Origin of the sequence: Streptomyces yatensis, assembly GCF_018069625.1 — a bacterium.
Lineage (GTDB): Bacteria > Actinomycetota > Actinomycetes > Streptomycetales > Streptomycetaceae > Streptomyces > Streptomyces yatensis.
This window is the reverse complement of record NZ_CP072941.1, coordinates 9,658,619-9,674,067: the sequence shown is the minus strand read 5'-3', so window position 1 is coordinate 9,674,067 and position 15,449 is coordinate 9,658,619. Positions and strand designations below refer to the sequence as shown.

At 71.3% G+C, this 15,449-nt stretch carries 15 protein-coding genes; 11 read left to right on the top strand and 4 right to left on the bottom strand.

Annotated features, from left to right (window positions below):
- Positions 1–10: 10 nt before the first annotated feature.
- Positions 11–220, bottom strand: coding sequence for a type A2 lantipeptide (locus J8403_RS40380; RefSeq protein WP_211127511.1), 210 nt, complete (start codon positions 218–220; stop codon positions 11–13).
- 464 nt (positions 221–684) lie between these two features.
- The gene (locus J8403_RS40375) at positions 685–1,704 is read right to left on the bottom strand and encodes a glutathione S-transferase family protein (protein WP_211127510.1); all 1,020 of its coding nucleotides are present in this window, start codon (positions 1,702–1,704) and stop codon (positions 685–687) included.
- A gap of 211 nt (positions 1,705–1,915) precedes the next feature.
- On the opposite strand from J8403_RS40375, the gene J8403_RS40370 reads away from it, so the two are divergent.
- Entirely contained in the window at positions 1,916–2,875 is a 960-nt protein-coding gene (locus tag J8403_RS40370) for a DMT family transporter (protein WP_211127509.1), read from the top strand.
- A gap of 178 nt (positions 2,876–3,053) precedes the next feature.
- Here J8403_RS40370 and J8403_RS40365 read toward each other — a convergent pair whose 3' ends face one another.
- On the bottom strand, positions 3,054–4,610 hold the full coding sequence (locus tag J8403_RS40365) for a helix-turn-helix domain-containing protein (RefSeq protein WP_246586224.1): 1,557 nt from the start codon (positions 4,608–4,610) through the stop codon (positions 3,054–3,056).
- Between the two features lie 242 nt (positions 4,611–4,852).
- Here J8403_RS40365 and J8403_RS40360 point away from each other — a divergent pair, with 242 nt between their 5' ends.
- The gene (locus J8403_RS40360; RefSeq protein WP_211127508.1) at positions 4,853–5,329 is read left to right on the top strand and encodes a hypothetical protein; all 477 of its coding nucleotides are present in this window, start codon (positions 4,853–4,855) and stop codon (positions 5,327–5,329) included.
- A gap of 104 nt (positions 5,330–5,433) precedes the next feature.
- On the opposite strand, the gene J8403_RS40355 is transcribed toward J8403_RS40360, so the two are convergent.
- Positions 5,434–6,042, bottom strand: coding sequence for a TetR/AcrR family transcriptional regulator (locus J8403_RS40355; protein WP_211127507.1), 609 nt, complete (start codon positions 6,040–6,042; stop codon positions 5,434–5,436).
- 175 nt (positions 6,043–6,217) lie between these two features.
- Between J8403_RS40355 and J8403_RS40350 the strand changes: the two genes are divergently transcribed.
- From J8403_RS40350 to J8403_RS40310, 9 genes are all read left to right on the top strand, one after another.
- The gene (locus J8403_RS40350) at positions 6,218–7,441 is read left to right on the top strand and encodes a cytochrome P450 (protein ID WP_211127506.1); all 1,224 of its coding nucleotides are present in this window, start codon (positions 6,218–6,220) and stop codon (positions 7,439–7,441) included.
- 155 nt (positions 7,442–7,596) lie between these two features.
- Positions 7,597–8,736 (top strand): amidase domain-containing protein, encoded by a 1,140-nt coding sequence (locus tag J8403_RS40345; RefSeq protein ID WP_211127505.1) that lies wholly within the window; start codon positions 7,597–7,599, stop codon positions 8,734–8,736.
- A gap of 123 nt (positions 8,737–8,859) precedes the next feature.
- Positions 8,860–9,621, top strand: a complete 762-nt coding sequence (locus J8403_RS40340; RefSeq protein WP_211127504.1) for a GNAT family N-acetyltransferase — start codon at positions 8,860–8,862, stop codon at positions 9,619–9,621.
- 154 nt (positions 9,622–9,775) lie between these two features.
- The gene (locus J8403_RS40335; protein WP_211127503.1) at positions 9,776–12,283 is read left to right on the top strand and encodes a beta-glucosidase family protein; all 2,508 of its coding nucleotides are present in this window, start codon (positions 9,776–9,778) and stop codon (positions 12,281–12,283) included.
- Positions 12,284–12,429: 146 nt separating this feature from the next.
- Positions 12,430–13,224 (top strand): SDR family NAD(P)-dependent oxidoreductase, encoded by a 795-nt coding sequence (locus tag J8403_RS40330; RefSeq protein ID WP_211127502.1) that lies wholly within the window; start codon positions 12,430–12,432, stop codon positions 13,222–13,224.
- 136 nt (positions 13,225–13,360) lie between these two features.
- The gene (locus J8403_RS40325) at positions 13,361–14,029 is read left to right on the top strand and encodes a hypothetical protein (protein WP_211127501.1); all 669 of its coding nucleotides are present in this window, start codon (positions 13,361–13,363) and stop codon (positions 14,027–14,029) included.
- Positions 14,026–14,223, top strand: coding sequence for a hypothetical protein (locus J8403_RS40320; protein WP_211127500.1), 198 nt, complete (start codon positions 14,026–14,028; stop codon positions 14,221–14,223). The genes J8403_RS40325 and J8403_RS40320 overlap by 4 nt, the downstream gene beginning before the upstream one ends.
- A gap of 165 nt (positions 14,224–14,388) precedes the next feature.
- Complete coding sequence (locus tag J8403_RS40315) at positions 14,389–14,796, top strand: hypothetical protein (RefSeq protein ID WP_086881881.1); 408 nt, start codon at positions 14,389–14,391, stop codon at positions 14,794–14,796.
- Between the two features lie 54 nt (positions 14,797–14,850).
- A complete protein-coding gene (locus J8403_RS40310; RefSeq protein ID WP_164423265.1) occupies positions 14,851–15,426 on the top strand; it encodes a phage tail tube protein in 576 nt (191 codons plus the stop codon).
- The last annotated feature ends 23 nt before the right edge of the window (positions 15,427–15,449 follow it).

Below are 15,449 nucleotides of genomic sequence, written 5' to 3'. Positions count from 1 at the left end.
TAGATCAGCCTCAGAGGGTGCCGACGACCCCACCGACGATGCCGGTGGTGTTCAGGCCGGTGAGGCCGTCAACCGTGCCGGTGACGGTGCCGAGGGCGCCGGCCACCGGGCCGGCGACGGTGCCGAGGACGTCGCCCACGGGGCTGGCGATCCCGCCCGCCACGTTGTCCAGCTCGGCGTCGGAGATCTCCTGGGTCGCGACCTTGGGCGCGTTGTTCATTGTTGCGTCTCCCTTGGGTGAACGTCTCGTTGAGCTTGCAACAGCGCACGGGAACCGAGGGGAATCAGCTCCCGCGGCATGGACACGGGATACCCGGAGAACACCGGGCTCCGTGAAATGCCTGAGCGCGGAAGGGATGTAACCACGGGGCCCGCCGCGCGGCGAATCAACCACGGTCCGGAATCGGGCATTCCGCCACTTTCCGATCACACGACGGACACACTCACACACAGCAGCGACGCCCTTCCTTCACAGAAAGGCCACCGACCTCACGTGACATCGCATCCCTCGGACGATGCGACGCGCGTCATTTCGGGTCGGACCGCCGGCGCCGGGGCCGAGGTGGCGCATGAGCCGGGCGGCACACATGGCGTCTGTGTAACAGGTGTGCCGATCAGTTGAAGACCGGGCGAACAAGGCCGCATGCGAGGGCGGGATGGCATGGGAATACGACATGTGCGACTTCAGTCCGCCCGGCCCTCCTCCGGCACCACCTCGCCGTCCGGCACCGGTCCGGGCGCGGTGCCGTCGCCGAACGGACGCCCGCCCAGCTCCTCACGGTGATGCGGGGTCAGCCAGCCGGAGAGGTCGGGGCCGAGCGGAACGATGCCGGTGGGGTTGATGTTGGTGTGCACCCGGTAGTAGTGGCGCTTGATGTGGTCGAAGTCGACGGTGTCCCCGAAACCCGGTGTCTGGAAGAGGTCACGGACGTAGGCCCACAGCACCGGATCCTCGCTGAGCTTGTTGCGGTTGCACTTGAAGTGGCCGTGGTAGACGGCGTCGAAGCGGACCAGCGTGGTGAACAGCCGGATATCGGCCTCGGTGATGGTCTCGCCGACCAGATAGCGGCGCGTGGACAGCCGCTCGGACAGCTCGTCGAGGCGGGCGAAGAGACGTCGGTACGCGTCGTCGTAGGTGTCCTGGCGCTCGGCGAAGCCCGCCCGGTACACACCGTTGTTCACATCGCGGTAGACCCCCTCCGCCACCTCGTCGATCTCCTCGCGGTGCTCCTCGGGGTACAGGTCCGGGGCGCCCTCGCGCTGGAGGGCGGTCCATTCGGTGGCGAGGTCCAGGGTGATCCGGTGGAAGTCGTTGGTGACCAGCACTCCACTGGGGACGTCCACGACCGCGGGCACGCTCACCCCGCCCGGATATCCGGTCTCGCGGGCGTCGTACGCCTCACTGAGGAAGCCGATGCCCAGCACCGGGTCCCGGTCCCCCGGGTCCAGGGTGAAGCGCCAGCTGCGCTCGTCCTGGATGGGATCGGTGATGGCCAGCGAGAGGGCCGCCTCCAGACCGAGCAGCCGCCGTGAGATCAGCGCCCGGCTCGCCCACGGGCAGGCCCGGCTGACCACCAGCCGATAGCGCCCGGCCTCCACCGGCCAGCCGTTCCGGCCGTCGGCGGTGATCCGGTCGGCGAAGTGCGGCCCGGATCGGCGGAATTCCTTGCGCTCGCTGCGTGTCTCCTGGTCAGCGGTGTTCAACGGGACCACCTACCACCTTCCGAAGCGGGAACCGTCGTGAACGGTCCGTGTCACGGGTCGTCCTCCGAGGCGTGTGCGCCACGGATGACACCTACTCGGTTCCACGCCCCGGGAAGGGGTATTCCTCACGGATCGGACAGGGTGGCGCTACGGGGGCGCGGGCGCACCAGCGTTCAAGACCGGAAGCCGGGCCACGGGCCAGGGTCGGGGCATGCCTGCGAACAGGGGCTGGAAGAGCCCGTATCTCCTGCTCACCATCACCATGCTGCTGTGGGGCAGCGCCTTCTCCAGCTCCAAGTCGGTGGTCGCCCAGATGCCGCACACCGTGGCGGCGCTGCTGCGCTTCGGCGGCGGGGCCGTCGCCCTGCTGGCGGCCGTGGCGCTCTTCGGCAGATCAGGCGCCCCGGCTTCCGCACGCGGCGGCGGGCGGGCCGCGCTCGCGGGCCTGCTGGGGGTGTTCGCCTACAACGGCTTCTTCTTCTGGGGGCTGTCGCTGGCGCCCTCGCTCGACGCGGGAATCCTCATCCCCGTTCTGAGCCCGGTGCTCACCAGCGCCTTTCTCCTGGTCACCGGCCGTGACCGGCCCACCGGGGGACGGCTGGCGGGGCTCACGCTCGGGCTCGCCGGGGCGGTGGTGTTCTTCTTCGGCGCGGGCGGCAGCGCGCACGGCGGCGCCACCCGGCTGACGGGCGATCTGCTCTATCTGCTCAGCGCGGTGTGCTGGGCCGCGTACACGCTCATCGGGCCGCGGGTGCTGGCCGGTGTCGATCCGCTGCGCGCCACGACCTACGCCACGTGTGCGGGGGCAGTGCTGTTGGGGGCACTCGCCGCACCCGATCTCGGCGAGACGCACTGGAGTGAGCTGCCGGCCGGCCTCTGGCTGAACGTGGTGTTCCTCGCCATCGGTCCGGCCGCCGTCGCCAATCTCCTCTACTACCGGGGAGTGGGCGCGGTGGGTCCGGCGTCCGCGTCCCTGATGATGTTCATGGTCCCGGTGATCAACACCGGGTGCGCCATGCTCTTCCTGGGCGAGTCCTTCGGCTCTCTGCAGGCGGTGGGCGCCCTGGTGCTGCTCTCGGGTGCGGTGCTCGCCGTCACCCGGGGACGTGGTACGGCACGCCCCCGAGTCGGCGCCGCGCCCACCGCGGGAAAGAAGCCCTCGGAGCTGTGAGCACCGTACGGCGCCGGGCTGCATCACTCCCCTCGCGGTGATACAGACCGGCGTCACGCTGGGAGGCGGAGCTCCCGTTCCCGCGCTGCGCGGCAGAAGTGACGGTAAAGCGGACCACCGGGGCGGGCAACGGTGCACGGTGCGCATCGTGCACCCGTGATATGTGCACGGTGCGCAGTCAGTCCACCGGCTGGAGCCCGGTGATGTGCAGGGCGTGCACCAGGTCGTGGATCCCGGAGCCGGTGGTGAGCAGATCACGGCTGAGCAGGTGTTCGGCGGCCCGCAGATGGGCCCTGACGGTGTTCCGGCTGAGACCGAGCCGGCGGGCGGTCCGCTGGGCGTCGGTGTTCGCGTCGATCCAGGCGCACAGGGTGGCGTGCAGATCGCGGCCACGGGTGTTTTCACGGCTGCTTTGGAGGGGGCGGAGGAATTCCCGCGCCCAGGCGTGTGCGGGCTCGGTGCGCAACAGCTCGTCCAGGGTGGGCTCCGGCCGCCCGCGCTCGGTGCCGAGACCGGCGTCCGGCGGCCCGCCGGTCAGGCAGAAGGCCAGGTCGAGGGCGGCTCGGGTGCGTACGTCGCCCAGGTCCAGGCCGAGGGTCGTCTCCACCCGGCCGAGGTGGTGGGAGACGGTGTTGCGGCTGATGTCCAGCAGCCGGGCCACCGCGGACCGGGGGAAGGTGACGGCGAGCCGGGTGATGTCGAGGGTGGCCCTCGGGGTGGACCCCAGTGGCCGCAGCAGGGCACGGGCCCAGGCGCCCGCCTCGGTGCGGGGCAGCAGCGGCACCAGCGGTGTCCGGCCGAGATAGGCGGCCATCCGCTCGGGCGTATGGCGCGCCGCGGCCAGGGCGTGCACGGCCTGCCCGTACGCCTCGGCCGTCGCGCCGAGCGGATACGGGCTGCTGATGCCCAGCGCGTAGTGCGGGTTGTCCCGCACCAGGCGGCGCAGCAGCGTGCCCTGGCCCTCAGCCACTTCGGGGCCGTCGCCGGAATCGTGGATGGCCTCACCATCCGCCTCATCGGCGGACTCGTTGCCGGACCCGTCGGCGACGAGACAGATGAGGTGTTCCTTGAAGGCCGGGCAGTGCACCATCAGACCCGTACCGTGGTAGCCCGATCCGTCCTGATAGGTCTGCGCCAGCCGGTCCCGGTCCTCCGGAGGGCAGTGCAGCAGATAGACGCGCAGCCGTTCGGCGTCCAGCAGCGCGGGGACGGCGCCGGTGGTCATCCGGCGGGCCAGTGTGAGGTCTCCCGCCAGCAGGGCGCTGAACACGGCGAACCGCAGCTGCCGCGCCTTGTACTGATAGCCGCGGAAGGTGGTGTCCGCGTCCTGCGCCCGGTCCAGGAGCGCGATGAGGCTCCCGGCGTGCGAGACCAGCGACGCCGCTTCGCGGCTGGGCGCCAAGGTACCGGCCACCACCAGGACGGGGCGTGGCGCGCGCGGGCCGAGCGCCTCCAAGCGCACCTGAAAGGCGCCGCTCTCGGTGACCGCCGCGGCCATCCGGCCACCGGCCAGCCGGGACAGCGCCGGCTCGAGCGAGGGCAGGATCTGGCGTGGGAAGCGCGCGGTGGCGGTCTCGACCGCGCCCTGGCTCCCGACCAGCGCGACTTCGGCGTCGATCTGCCGGCCCAGCCAGTCGAGGACCGCCCGCGGATCCGCCCCGGTACCCCGGCTCATCTGCCGCCGCACCTCGTGCAGCAATGCGTCCAGCCGCCCGGTGTGCGCCCGTGCCTCCACAGCAGTGCTCCTCCCCACCCCCCGCGATGTCGCCATGCCGCGCGGACCGATCGGCGGTCCGCGCACCCGCCGTACTTTATGACCGGTTCACAGGAGCTCGTGAAGTGCCGTGGACATCGGGCCGGTTCCGCGGCGCGGGGCTGCCGGACGGGGAGGTGTCCACGCAGGCCAGGGCGCTGTACGGGGGGCGTGGCGGGGCTGTTAGGTTGACGTGCCCAATTGAACGGGGAAAGGGAGATCACGTGCGCAAGGCAGTGCACATGGCGATCACTTCGGTCATCGTCGGTCTGGCCGTCAGCGGCTGCGGAGACGGTGACGACGGGAAGAAGGAATCGAAGCCGAGCGGCGAAGCCACCCAGTCCGCCCAGCAGTCACCGAGTTCGGGCCCGGCGGCCCAGGGCACGATCATCGAGCGTTCGGCCGGGTCCTGGAAGTCCATCGTGGCGGCGAAGTCCGACGACGCCCTGGCGACCCTCACCATCGCGGACGGCAAGGTCACGGCGAAGGGGCCGAAGCTCGACTGCACCGGCACGCTGAAGCCCGGCCAGAAGGGCGGCGAGGACGAGCCTTCCCTGACCCTGTCGTGCAAGGGCGGCAGTGACGGAGGACGGGGCGAGGGCACCGTGGGGATGAAGGGCGACGGCGCCCTGGCCATCAACTGGAAGGGCCCCGAGGGCGGCTTCGGCGGTCCGATCGACAGCTTCCGCCGGGCGGGCTGAGCCTCGGGCACGCGCAGGCCACCGCCGGCGGGCGACGACTGCGGTGGCCTCCCCACGGCCGCGGTGGCCAGGCGGAGGACGGCGCGCGTGACGTGGCCGCGGGCTCAGTCCACCGAGCGGAACAGGCCCTCCAGCGCGCTCGCCACCTGGTCGGCCGAGAGCGGATCGTCGACACCGCCCATCGCGTAGATGCCCCGGTCCAGTTTGATGCCCCGTGTCATCGCGCCGAGCAGCGTGGCCAGTTCGGTGCCTCGCAGGGCGGGCCGGTGGCCGGCCCGATCGAACAGCCCGTCCAGCATGGTGCCGATGCGGCGGCTGAATCTCTTCTCGTGATCCACCAGCGCGGCGGCGGCATCGCCGTCCCGGAGCGCCATCAGGCGGAACTCGAGGTGGATGAAGACCCACCGGACGTTCAGATGCTCGCCGTTGAAGATCTCGGCGAAGGTCCGGGCGAGCTGGGGGGCCAGATCCCGTCCGGTGTCCATCTCGGCGATCTGCTCCTGGATGTAGTCGGCGGTGCGGTCGCTGTGCCGCCGGAAGACATCGAGGAAGAGCTTCAGCTTGCTGTCGTAGTTGGAGTAGAAGGCCCCGGTGGTCCTGCCCGCGCACTGGCAGATGTAGCCGATCGAGGCCCCGTGGAAGCCGCGTTCGGAGAACGCCCGCTCCGCCCCGACGATCAGCGCTTCCACGGTCTTTGACCGCTGCGGCGGCATCGGTGTGCCCCTCTCCGCCAGTTGTTCGGAAACCTGGCCAGATCCGTACGGTAGCCGATCCGTCCCCCTGTTCAGTAGGGAACCCTATCGGTAGCGTTCCCTACTGAAAGCCGCGGCCGACGGCTCCGGGACGTTCGCCCCCGGAAAGTTCGAGGAATCACGAAGGAGAGCCATCGTGAACGCTCCGATGCCCACGACCCATGACGACCTCCGAGATCTCCATGACCTCCCTTCGTATCCGAACGAGCGGGACGATTACGTCAACCCGGCACGTGCGCTGCTCACCGGGCCACCGATCAGCCCGCTGAGGTTCGCCGGCGGCAGCGCGGGCTGGCTGGTGACCGGGTATCACGAGGCGCGGGAGGTGCTGCGGGATTCCCGGTTCAGCGCCGAGCGCTGGCGTGGCGACGACACGATGCGGAAGGTCCCCGAGTCGGTCCGCCGGGACCGCAGCAGCGGGGCGGGGTCATTCCTGGCCATGGACGCGCCGGAGCACGGCCGCTACCGGGGTCAGCTCACGCGGTACTTCACGGTGCGGCGGATGCGCGAGCTGGAAGCGCGCGTCGAAGACATCGTTGCCAACCAGCTGGACGCGTTGGAGGCGGCCGGCAAACCGGCCGACCTGGTGCGGCACTTCGCCCTGCCCATTCCCTCGCTGGTGATCTGCGAGATGCTCGGTGTGCCGTACGAGGAGCGGGAGTTCTTCCAGACCGTCGCCGCGCGGCTGCTCCGCCAGGACCGCACCGACGAGGAGTTCGTCGCCGGGAAGACCGCGCTCGACGACTTCCTGCGCACACTGGTCGAGGCCAAGCGCAAGGCGCCGCAGGACGATCTGATCTCCCTGCTGACCGCCGTCGACGAGCTCAATGACGTGGAGATCGGCGGTATCGCGGGGCTGCTGCTGATCGCCGGCCACGAGACCACCACCAATATGCTCAGCCTCGGCACCTTCGCCCTGCTGCGCCGGCCCGAGCAGTTCGAGCGACTGCGGGCCGACGAGTCGCTCCTCCCGACAGCCGTCGAGGAGCTGCTGCGCTACCTCAGCATCGTCAACGCCTTCCCCGTCCGCATCGCGCTGGAGGACGTGGTCGTCGGCGGTGTCACCATCAAGGCGGGCCAGTCCGTGGCCGTCTCGGTCCCGGCGGTCAACCGGGACCCGGCGCTGGTGGACGACCCGGACACGCTCGACGTCGGGCGTCCCCGCAGCAGCCATCTGGCCTTCGGATACGGCATCCATCAGTGTCTCGGGCAGCATCTGGCCAGGATCGAGCTGGTGTCGGGCTACCGCGGACTGATCCGCCGGTTCCCGGGACTGCGGCTCGCCGTGCCCCCGGAGGAGGTCCGGATGCGCAGCGACATGATCATCTACGGAGCGCATGAGCTGCCCGTCACCTGGTGACAACGCCGGGCGGGATCCGGCCTCCCCGCATGACACCGGGCCTGCCCGGCCTCCGCACAGCCGGAATCATCACATGACCTCCACGCACACGGAGTTCATGTGATGATTCGGTGACCCCGGTCCGTCCGGGCCGGGGGTGTGGAGGGGAAATACACGTGAAGTCAACGACCTTCAGATCCGCCGTGGGGGCCGTGCTGACGGCGGCCCTGTCCGCCGTGGTCCTGCCCGCCTCCGCCGCGAGCGCGGCGGAGGGCCCGGCGGCGGCCGGCACCGTGGACACCGCGACCGCGCAGTCCTTCGGGCGCCTGGCCGACGCGGTGCTGACCCAGCGCACGGCGGCGCTGCTGGCCACCAAGCAGTCGGTGCGGCGCGCGGCCCCGCTCGCCGAGAAGAACGTCCGGCTGTCGGCCGGCCAGACCCGGACCGAGGACACCGCGCTGTCCGCGCTGCGCACCCGCAAGGCGCGGCTCGCGTCCCTGGGCGAGGCGTACACATCCGCCGACACCCGGGTGGCGGTGGACCGGGTGCGGGTCGAGGCCGGGCACGCCACCGTCCAGGCCACCGAGACCACGACGCTGGCCTACAAGAAGATACGCGGCGACGAGCCCGCGACGACCGGCTTCCAGGCGCACCACCGGCTGAGCTTCGCCGCCACCGCGGACGGGAAGTGGCAGCTGACCGGCCTCACCTCGACCGACGACGGCCCGGTGGCGGTCAACGAGCCCGCCACGGCGCCGGTGGCGGCGGCCAGGACGACGGCCCTGCCCGATGCGACGCCCGCCGCCACCTCGGTGCCGTCCCGGCCGCAGACGAAGCCCGCGGGAAGCTACGACTACGCGGCGATGGCCTCGTACGCCGAGAAGTACTGGCAGAACTACAACCCCGCCTACCGGAAGTTCAACGAGGCCGGTGGCGACTGCACCAACTTCGTCAGCCAGGCCCTGAAGGCGGGCGGCTGGGCCAACAAGTCCGGTGACGCCGAGGACTACCGCAGCTGGTGGTACGACACCTCGTACCAGTCGACGTCCTGGGTGGGCGCCAACGAGTGGTCGTGGTTCACGCTGGACTCCAAGCGGGCCACCAACCTGGCGAACGTCTACTACATGGGCGTCGGCGACGTCATGCAGATGGACTTCGACAAGGACGGGTCCAAGGACCACACCATGGTCGTCACCTACCGCAGCTCCAGCGGGGTCCCGTATCTGACGTACCACTCGGTCAACACCTACCGGAAGTCCGTGGCCAGCATCATCGCCTCGTACCCGACCTCGGCCTACTACGCCTACCGCACCTGATCGCACCTCCCCGTGACGGTGGACCCCGCCCCTCCCGGGCGGGGTCCACCGCATTTGCCCCCGGCCAGGGGCGGTATGTCACAGTGGACCGCCCCTCCCCTTCTCCTCACCCTTCCGAAAGTGATGCAGTCCACGACGTTCCCTCCCCGCACCGCGGATCTGTTCACCCAGGGCCTGGAGGACCGCCCGGGCTCCGCCCTGCTGCGTTTCGGCGCGGCGCGCCGACGCCCGGCCGGCCGGCTCAGCTGGTCCGGCCCCGGAGCCGTGGCCTGGCTCGATGGCTCCCGGGGCCATGTGTGGAGCGTCGGGAAGCCGGTGGCCGCCGCCGGACTGGTGCTGGGCGCGGCACAGCGCCTTCCCGACGATGTGAAGGAGTTCACGGGCCCCCGCGGCACCGACACCCTGGTCGCCCGCCATCTGCCGATCGCCGACGTGGTCGAGTGGGTCTTCCGCTGGACACCGGACGAGCCGCCCGTCCATCCGGGTGAGGAGCGCGTGGTCGAGCTCGGCGAACGCCACCACGAGGAGCTGCTGACCTTCCTCCGGGAGCACAGCCCGGGCCATTCCACCGGCCCCGGCTCCTCCGGTATCAGCCTGTGGGCCGGGATCCGGGGCGAGGACGGGCGGCTGGTGGCCTGCGGCGCCCTGAGCAGCCTGCGGGACAGCGGCGCCCCGCTGATGGCGTCCGTGGCGACCGACGCCCGGCAGCGCGGCCAGGGGCTCGGCGCGGCGCTGACCTCGTGGCTCACCCGGTACGCCGTACGGCGGCACGGCTTCTGCACACTGTGGCAGCTCGCCGACAACGCCCCCGCCGAACGGCTCTACACCCGCCTCGGCTATCGCGACGAGGACCTCTGCGTGGCCGCGCGGATCGCCGCGCGCTGAGCCCGACACCTCGATCCCGAAACCCGGCGCACACCGGCGAGCGGCCGACCCCGTGATGTGATGTCCGCACGGTGTTCACCCGACGGACACCGAAGCAACGTCAGCACGCCTGCGTACACACACGTCTTCGAGCCGCGAGAGATGGAGTGACGCCATGCCGGGCGCCCTGTCACGACGTTCCGCCCTGTCCTTCCTGGGAGGGGCGATGGCCGTCGCCGCCACCGGTGGAAGCGGATGGCCGGCGGCCGCGGCCGCGCCCGTTTCCGGTCCCGGATCCGCGCCCGGTCCCGCAAGCGGTCCCGCCTCCCGCGTGGACACGCTCATCGGCCGGATGACGCTGGAGGAGAAGGTCTCGCTGCTGCACGGCGCGAAGGATCCCCACAGCCTCGGGCAGGCGGGCTACACCCCCGGTGTCCCCCGGCTCGGCATTCCCCCGCTGCGCCTCGCCGACGGGCCCGCCGGCGTACGGGTCACCCGGCGGGCCACCGCGCTGCCCGCGCCGGTGCTGCTCGCCTCCGCCTTCGACCCGGCCCTGGCGCGGGAGTACGGGCGCACCATCGGGCGCGAGGGCCGCGCGCTCGGCCAGGATGTGCTGCTCTCCCCCATGGTCAACCTCATCCGCACCCCGTACGCCGGGCGCAACTTCGAGACCTTCGGCGAGGACCCCCTGCTCGCCTCCGAGCTGGTGGCCGAGGAGGTGCGTGGCATCCAGGGCGAGGGCCTGATCGCCACCGTCAAACACTTCGCCCTGAACAACCAGGAACACGAGCGGGAGTCGATCGATGTCATCGTCGACGAGCGGACGATGCGGGAGACGGAGCTGCCCGGCTTCGAGGCGGCCGTACGGGCGGGCGCGGGGGCCGTCATGGGCGCCTACAACAAGGTCAACGGGGCCTTCGCCTGTGAGAGCGAGCCGCTGCTGACGGGCGTGCTGCGCGAGGACTGGGGCTTCGACGGCTGGGTGATGACCGACTGGCACGCCGCCCACAGCACCGCGGCGGCCCTCGGCGCCGGGCTGGACATGGAGATGCCCGACGGCAAGTACTTCGGCGCCGCCCTGCTCAGGTCGGTGGCCGACGGAACCGTACCGGAGGCCGAGGTGGACCGCGCGGTCGGCCGCGTCCTGACCCTCATGGACCGCTTCGGCCTGCTGGACGGCAACGCCCCGCCACGGCCGGGCCGGGACCCCGGTGCCGGCGCGCGCATCGCGCTGAAGGTCGCGACGGCGGGCGGTGTCCTGCTGCGCAATGAGCGCGGCACACTGCCGCTGACCGGGCCCGCCGCCCGGTCGATCGCCGTCGTCGGTCCGGCCGGCTCCATCCCCTTCCTCAGTGGCGGCGGCAGCGCCCATGTGGTCCCCGACCATGCCGCGAGCCCGCTGGAGGCGATGCGCGAGCGCGCCGGGAAGGGGGCCCGGGTGGCGTACGCCCTGGGCGAGGACGTGTTCGGCAAGAAGCTCCCCACCGCCGCGCTCTCCCCGGCCACCGGGCTGGAGGAGCGGAAGGTGGCGGCGGGGAAGACTTGGAGCTACGACGGCACCCTCACCGTCACCGAGGCCGATGAGTGGACGTTCGTCCTGCACTTCAGCGGCCCGCCCGCCGGCCGCCCGAAGGTCCTGCTGGACGGCGAGGAACTGTTCCCGTTCCGGCCCGGCCTGGGCGAGTACTTCACCGGTGGCTTCCTCAGCGCCGCCCCGGACGGGCTCGCCGTGCGCCGGGCGGCCGTCGCGCTGACGGCGGGGAAGCACCGGCTGAAGGTCACCGCCAAGGGCGGCGGGGAGGGGCTGACCTTCCGGCTGCGCCGCACCACCTCGGCCACGCGCGCCGCCGATGTCGACAAGGCCGTGCGCGCCGCCCGCGCCGCGCACAGTGTGGTGCTCTTCGCCCACGAGGACGCCACCGAGGGCAGGGACCGCACCACCATCGCCCTCCCCGGCCATCAGAACGCGCTGATCGCCGCCGTCACCCGGGCCAACCCGCGCACCACCGTGGTCCTCAACACCTCCTCGTGCACCTCGATGCCCTGGCTGGACCGCACCGGCGCCGTCCTCCAGATGTACTACCCGGGCCAGGAGGGCGCCGCCGCCACCACCGCCCTGCTCTTCGGCGACGCCAACCCCGGCGGGCGGCTCACCCAGTCCTTCCCCGTCTCCGACGACCGCCACCCGATGGCCGGTTACCCCCGGCGCTACCCCGGGGTGAACGGCCGTGCGGAGTACTCCGAGGGCATCCGGGTCGGCTATCGCTGGTACGACGCCGAGGGCGTGCGGCCGCTCTTCCCCTTCGGCCACGGCCTGTCGTACACCACCTTCGGCTATGCGGGGCTGCGGCTGCGACGCCGCGGAAGCGGGCTGGAGGCGGTCTTCACCGTGCGCAACACCGGGCGGCGGGCCGGGGCGGAGGTGGCGCAGGTGTATGTGGGGCCCTCGCCCGATCTGCCGCTCGACCAGGCCGAGCGGGCGCTGGCGGGCTTCCGGCGGGTCCATCTGCGGCCCGGCCAGGCGCGGAAGGTGACGGTGCGGGTGGCCGCGCGGACGCTGTCCGCATGGGACTCCGAACGCCATGGATGGGTACTGGGCACCGGGCGCCGGACCGTGGAGGTGGGCTCCTCCTCACGCGATCCGAGGCTGCGGGGGCAGATCGAGGTCCGCCATGGGTCCTGAGCGTCGAGGTCCGCCATGGGTCCTGAGCATCGAGGTCCGTCATGGGTCCTGAGCGGCCACGGCCGTCGTCGCAGCGGGCTACGCTAGTATGGCGCGTGTGCAACTAAAGGCGCACGCAAGTAATCAGGCATCGACGAAGGAGCTCCGTGCAGATCGACCTTTCCGGTAAGACCGCCCTGGTCACCGGCTCCACGCAGGGCATCGGATTCGCCATCGCCGCCGGGCTGGCGCGGGCGGGCGCCCGTGTCGCCGTCAACGGGCGCCGGCAGGAGTCCGTCGAGGCCGCCATCCAGAAGCTGGAGGAGGACACGGAGGGCGGCTCGTTCGTCTCCGCCCCCGGCGACATCACGTCCGATGACGGCGCCCGTGAGGTCACCGGCGCCGTGCCGGACGTCGATGTCCTGGTCAACAACCTCGGCATCTTCGGGGCCACTCCGGCGCTGGAGATCAGCGACGACGAGTGGCGGCGCTATTTCGAGGTGAACGTCCTGGCCTCCGTCCGGATGATCCGGAGCCTGCTGCCCGGGATGAAGGACCGCGCATGGGGCCGGATCCTGAACGTGGCCAGCGACTCCGCCGTCGTCATCCCGGCCGAGATGATCCACTACGGGATGTCGAAGACCGCGCTGCTCGCGGTCACCCGTGGCTTCGCCAAGGAGGCCGCCGGTACGGGCGTCACCGTCAACTCGCTGATCGCCGGGCCGACCCACACCGGCGGCGTCGAGGACTTCGTGTACGAGCTGGTGGACCCGGAGCTGCCCTGGGAGCAGGCCCAGCGGGAGTTCATGGCCAAGTACCGGCCGCAGTCGCTCATCCAGCGGCTGATCGAGCCCGAGGAGATCGCCAACATGGCGGTCTACCTGAGCTCCACCTTCGCCTCGGCGACCACCGGCGGAGCCGTGCGCGCCGACGGCGGCTACGTCGACTCGATCCTCCCCTGACGCCCACCGCGGCGCCTTCCCGACGCCTGCTCCGGCGCCCCTGATCCCCGCTTCCGCGCGCCCTTCCGGTGGGAACCGTTCCGCGTGGACCCGGGGTCCCTAGGGAGCGAAGAAGCAGACGACCTGGGGGGTTCTGTTGAGCAATGACGCACTCGCGCATCCCGACCGCATCAGAGCGAGCCACTGGATCACCGTCCTGATACGGCAGTTCCCCGAGCTCCAGGCGGAGTTGACGCCCTCCCCGCACCGCCCCGGCCTCGGCCGGCCGCGGGGAGGCACCGACCGCCGCGGGCCCTCGGAGCCGTTGCGCCTGCGGGTCTCCGACACCGTACGCGACATCACCGACGGCGTCGTGGAACTGGAGGAGGCCGTCCACGACCGGCTCGGGCTGCCGCCCACGGGCAGGGGCACGGTCGAGGTCAGACTGGCCCGTCTCGCGGGGCTGCTGGAACGGGTCGAGGCCGACCCGTTGCTGATGCGCCATCTGCTGGGCGAGATCAGCGGAATGGCGCGGCGCTGCGCGGGCGCGCTCGGGGACGCCGAGCCCGTGGTCCGGCTGAGCGGCCGGTGCCCGCTGTGCGCCTCGGTCTCGCTGCGGGCCTTTCCGCTGCGCCGGGCGGTGCTGTGCATCAACCCCGGCTGCCGCTGCCCGCACACCGCGTGCGGCTGCCACGCGGACCGGGCGCATCGGCACTCCTGGCCGGAGGGCGAGTGGGCGGAGCTGGCCGCCGGCGGCGCGCTCACCCTGGAGGAGATCACCGCCGCCCTGGACGAGGGTTCCACCGTCGTGGCGGTGAGCCGATGAGGACCACACCGGCGCCCGAGTATCCGTTGCTGACCGCCGCCGTGGCCGCCGTGGAGGTGGGTGTCACCCCGGCCACCATCCGCAAGTGGGTGCAGTTGAAGCATATGCGGCCCGCGGGGCGCCAGGGCAAGGCGTTCCTCTATCGACTGGAGGATGTGTTCGCGGCCGAGCGGGCCACACGACGACGTACGTGACCTGCGGGGCCCATGGTCATCTCGGCATAAGTGACGACAAGTGGTTGTCAATGGGCTTCCGGTGCATCACACTTGGTGCCAGCGGCGGAGCTGTGCCCCCTGGAGGGCCACGGCCCCGCCGCTTTTCGCTGTGCGCAGCCCCTGACCACAGCAAGGAGTGCGCGCATGACCGAGCCCTTGGTGATCTTTCCCGACGTCGAACGCCTCGTCGTCGAGCATCTGAAGAACCGCCCCGAACTGGCCGGGGTACTCGTGGACAACCGGACCCCGCCGGACTTCGACGGAACGCAGAAGGCCGTGCTGGTCTCCCGGGCGGGTGGCGTCTGGGTCGAGGACATCCATCTGGACCAGCCGCTGGTCGACCTCGAGGTATACGGCCCGGACAAGCCCACGGCCCACACCGTCGCCACGGCCGCCCGGACCGCGCTGTTCACCGTGCGCGGCACCACGTTCGGCACCGCCTGTGTCACCGATGTCTCCGAAGTGGACGGCCCCCGGTGGCTGCCCGACTACCAGCACGCCGCGGCCAGCCGCTATCTGTCCACGGCCCGGCTCTCCATCCGCCCGGCGTAGGCCACCCACCAGCCGACCGTCCGCCCTCATCACCACGCCACAAGGAGCTATCGCATGCCCGGAATGAACCCCAATGAGATCCGTGTCGCGGGGACCGGCCGCATCCTGACCGCCCCGCTCGGCACCGCCGTCCCGGCCGATGTCTCCACAGCCTGGGCGACGGGCTGGAAGGACCTCGGGTACACCACCACCGACGGCATCAAGTTCAACAAGAAGGACAAGATCGACCCGGTGGACACCTGGCAGTCGGTCAGCCCGGCCCGCTTCGTCTACTCCGACCGCGACCTCACCGTGAAGTTCCAGCTGCTCCAGCTCAACGAGGACACCCTGCCGTTCTTCTTCGGCGGCGCCGTGGTGACGGAGACGGAGGCCGAGTCCAAGGTGTACCGCTACGAACTCGCCGCCGAGCCGAAGAAGGACGAGCGGATGCTGGGCGTGGAGTTCGCGGACGGCGATGTCATCAAGTACCGGTTCATCCTGCGCCGCGGCCAGGTCACCGAGACCGAGGAGCTCCAGCTCACCCGCACGGCCGCGGTCCGGCTCGGGGTCACCTTCACGGCACTGGCCGTCGACAACGACACCCCGCTGGCCACCTGGCTGATGAACGACCCGGCGTTCGCCGGATCCTGACCCCCTCCCCGCCACGCCGATCG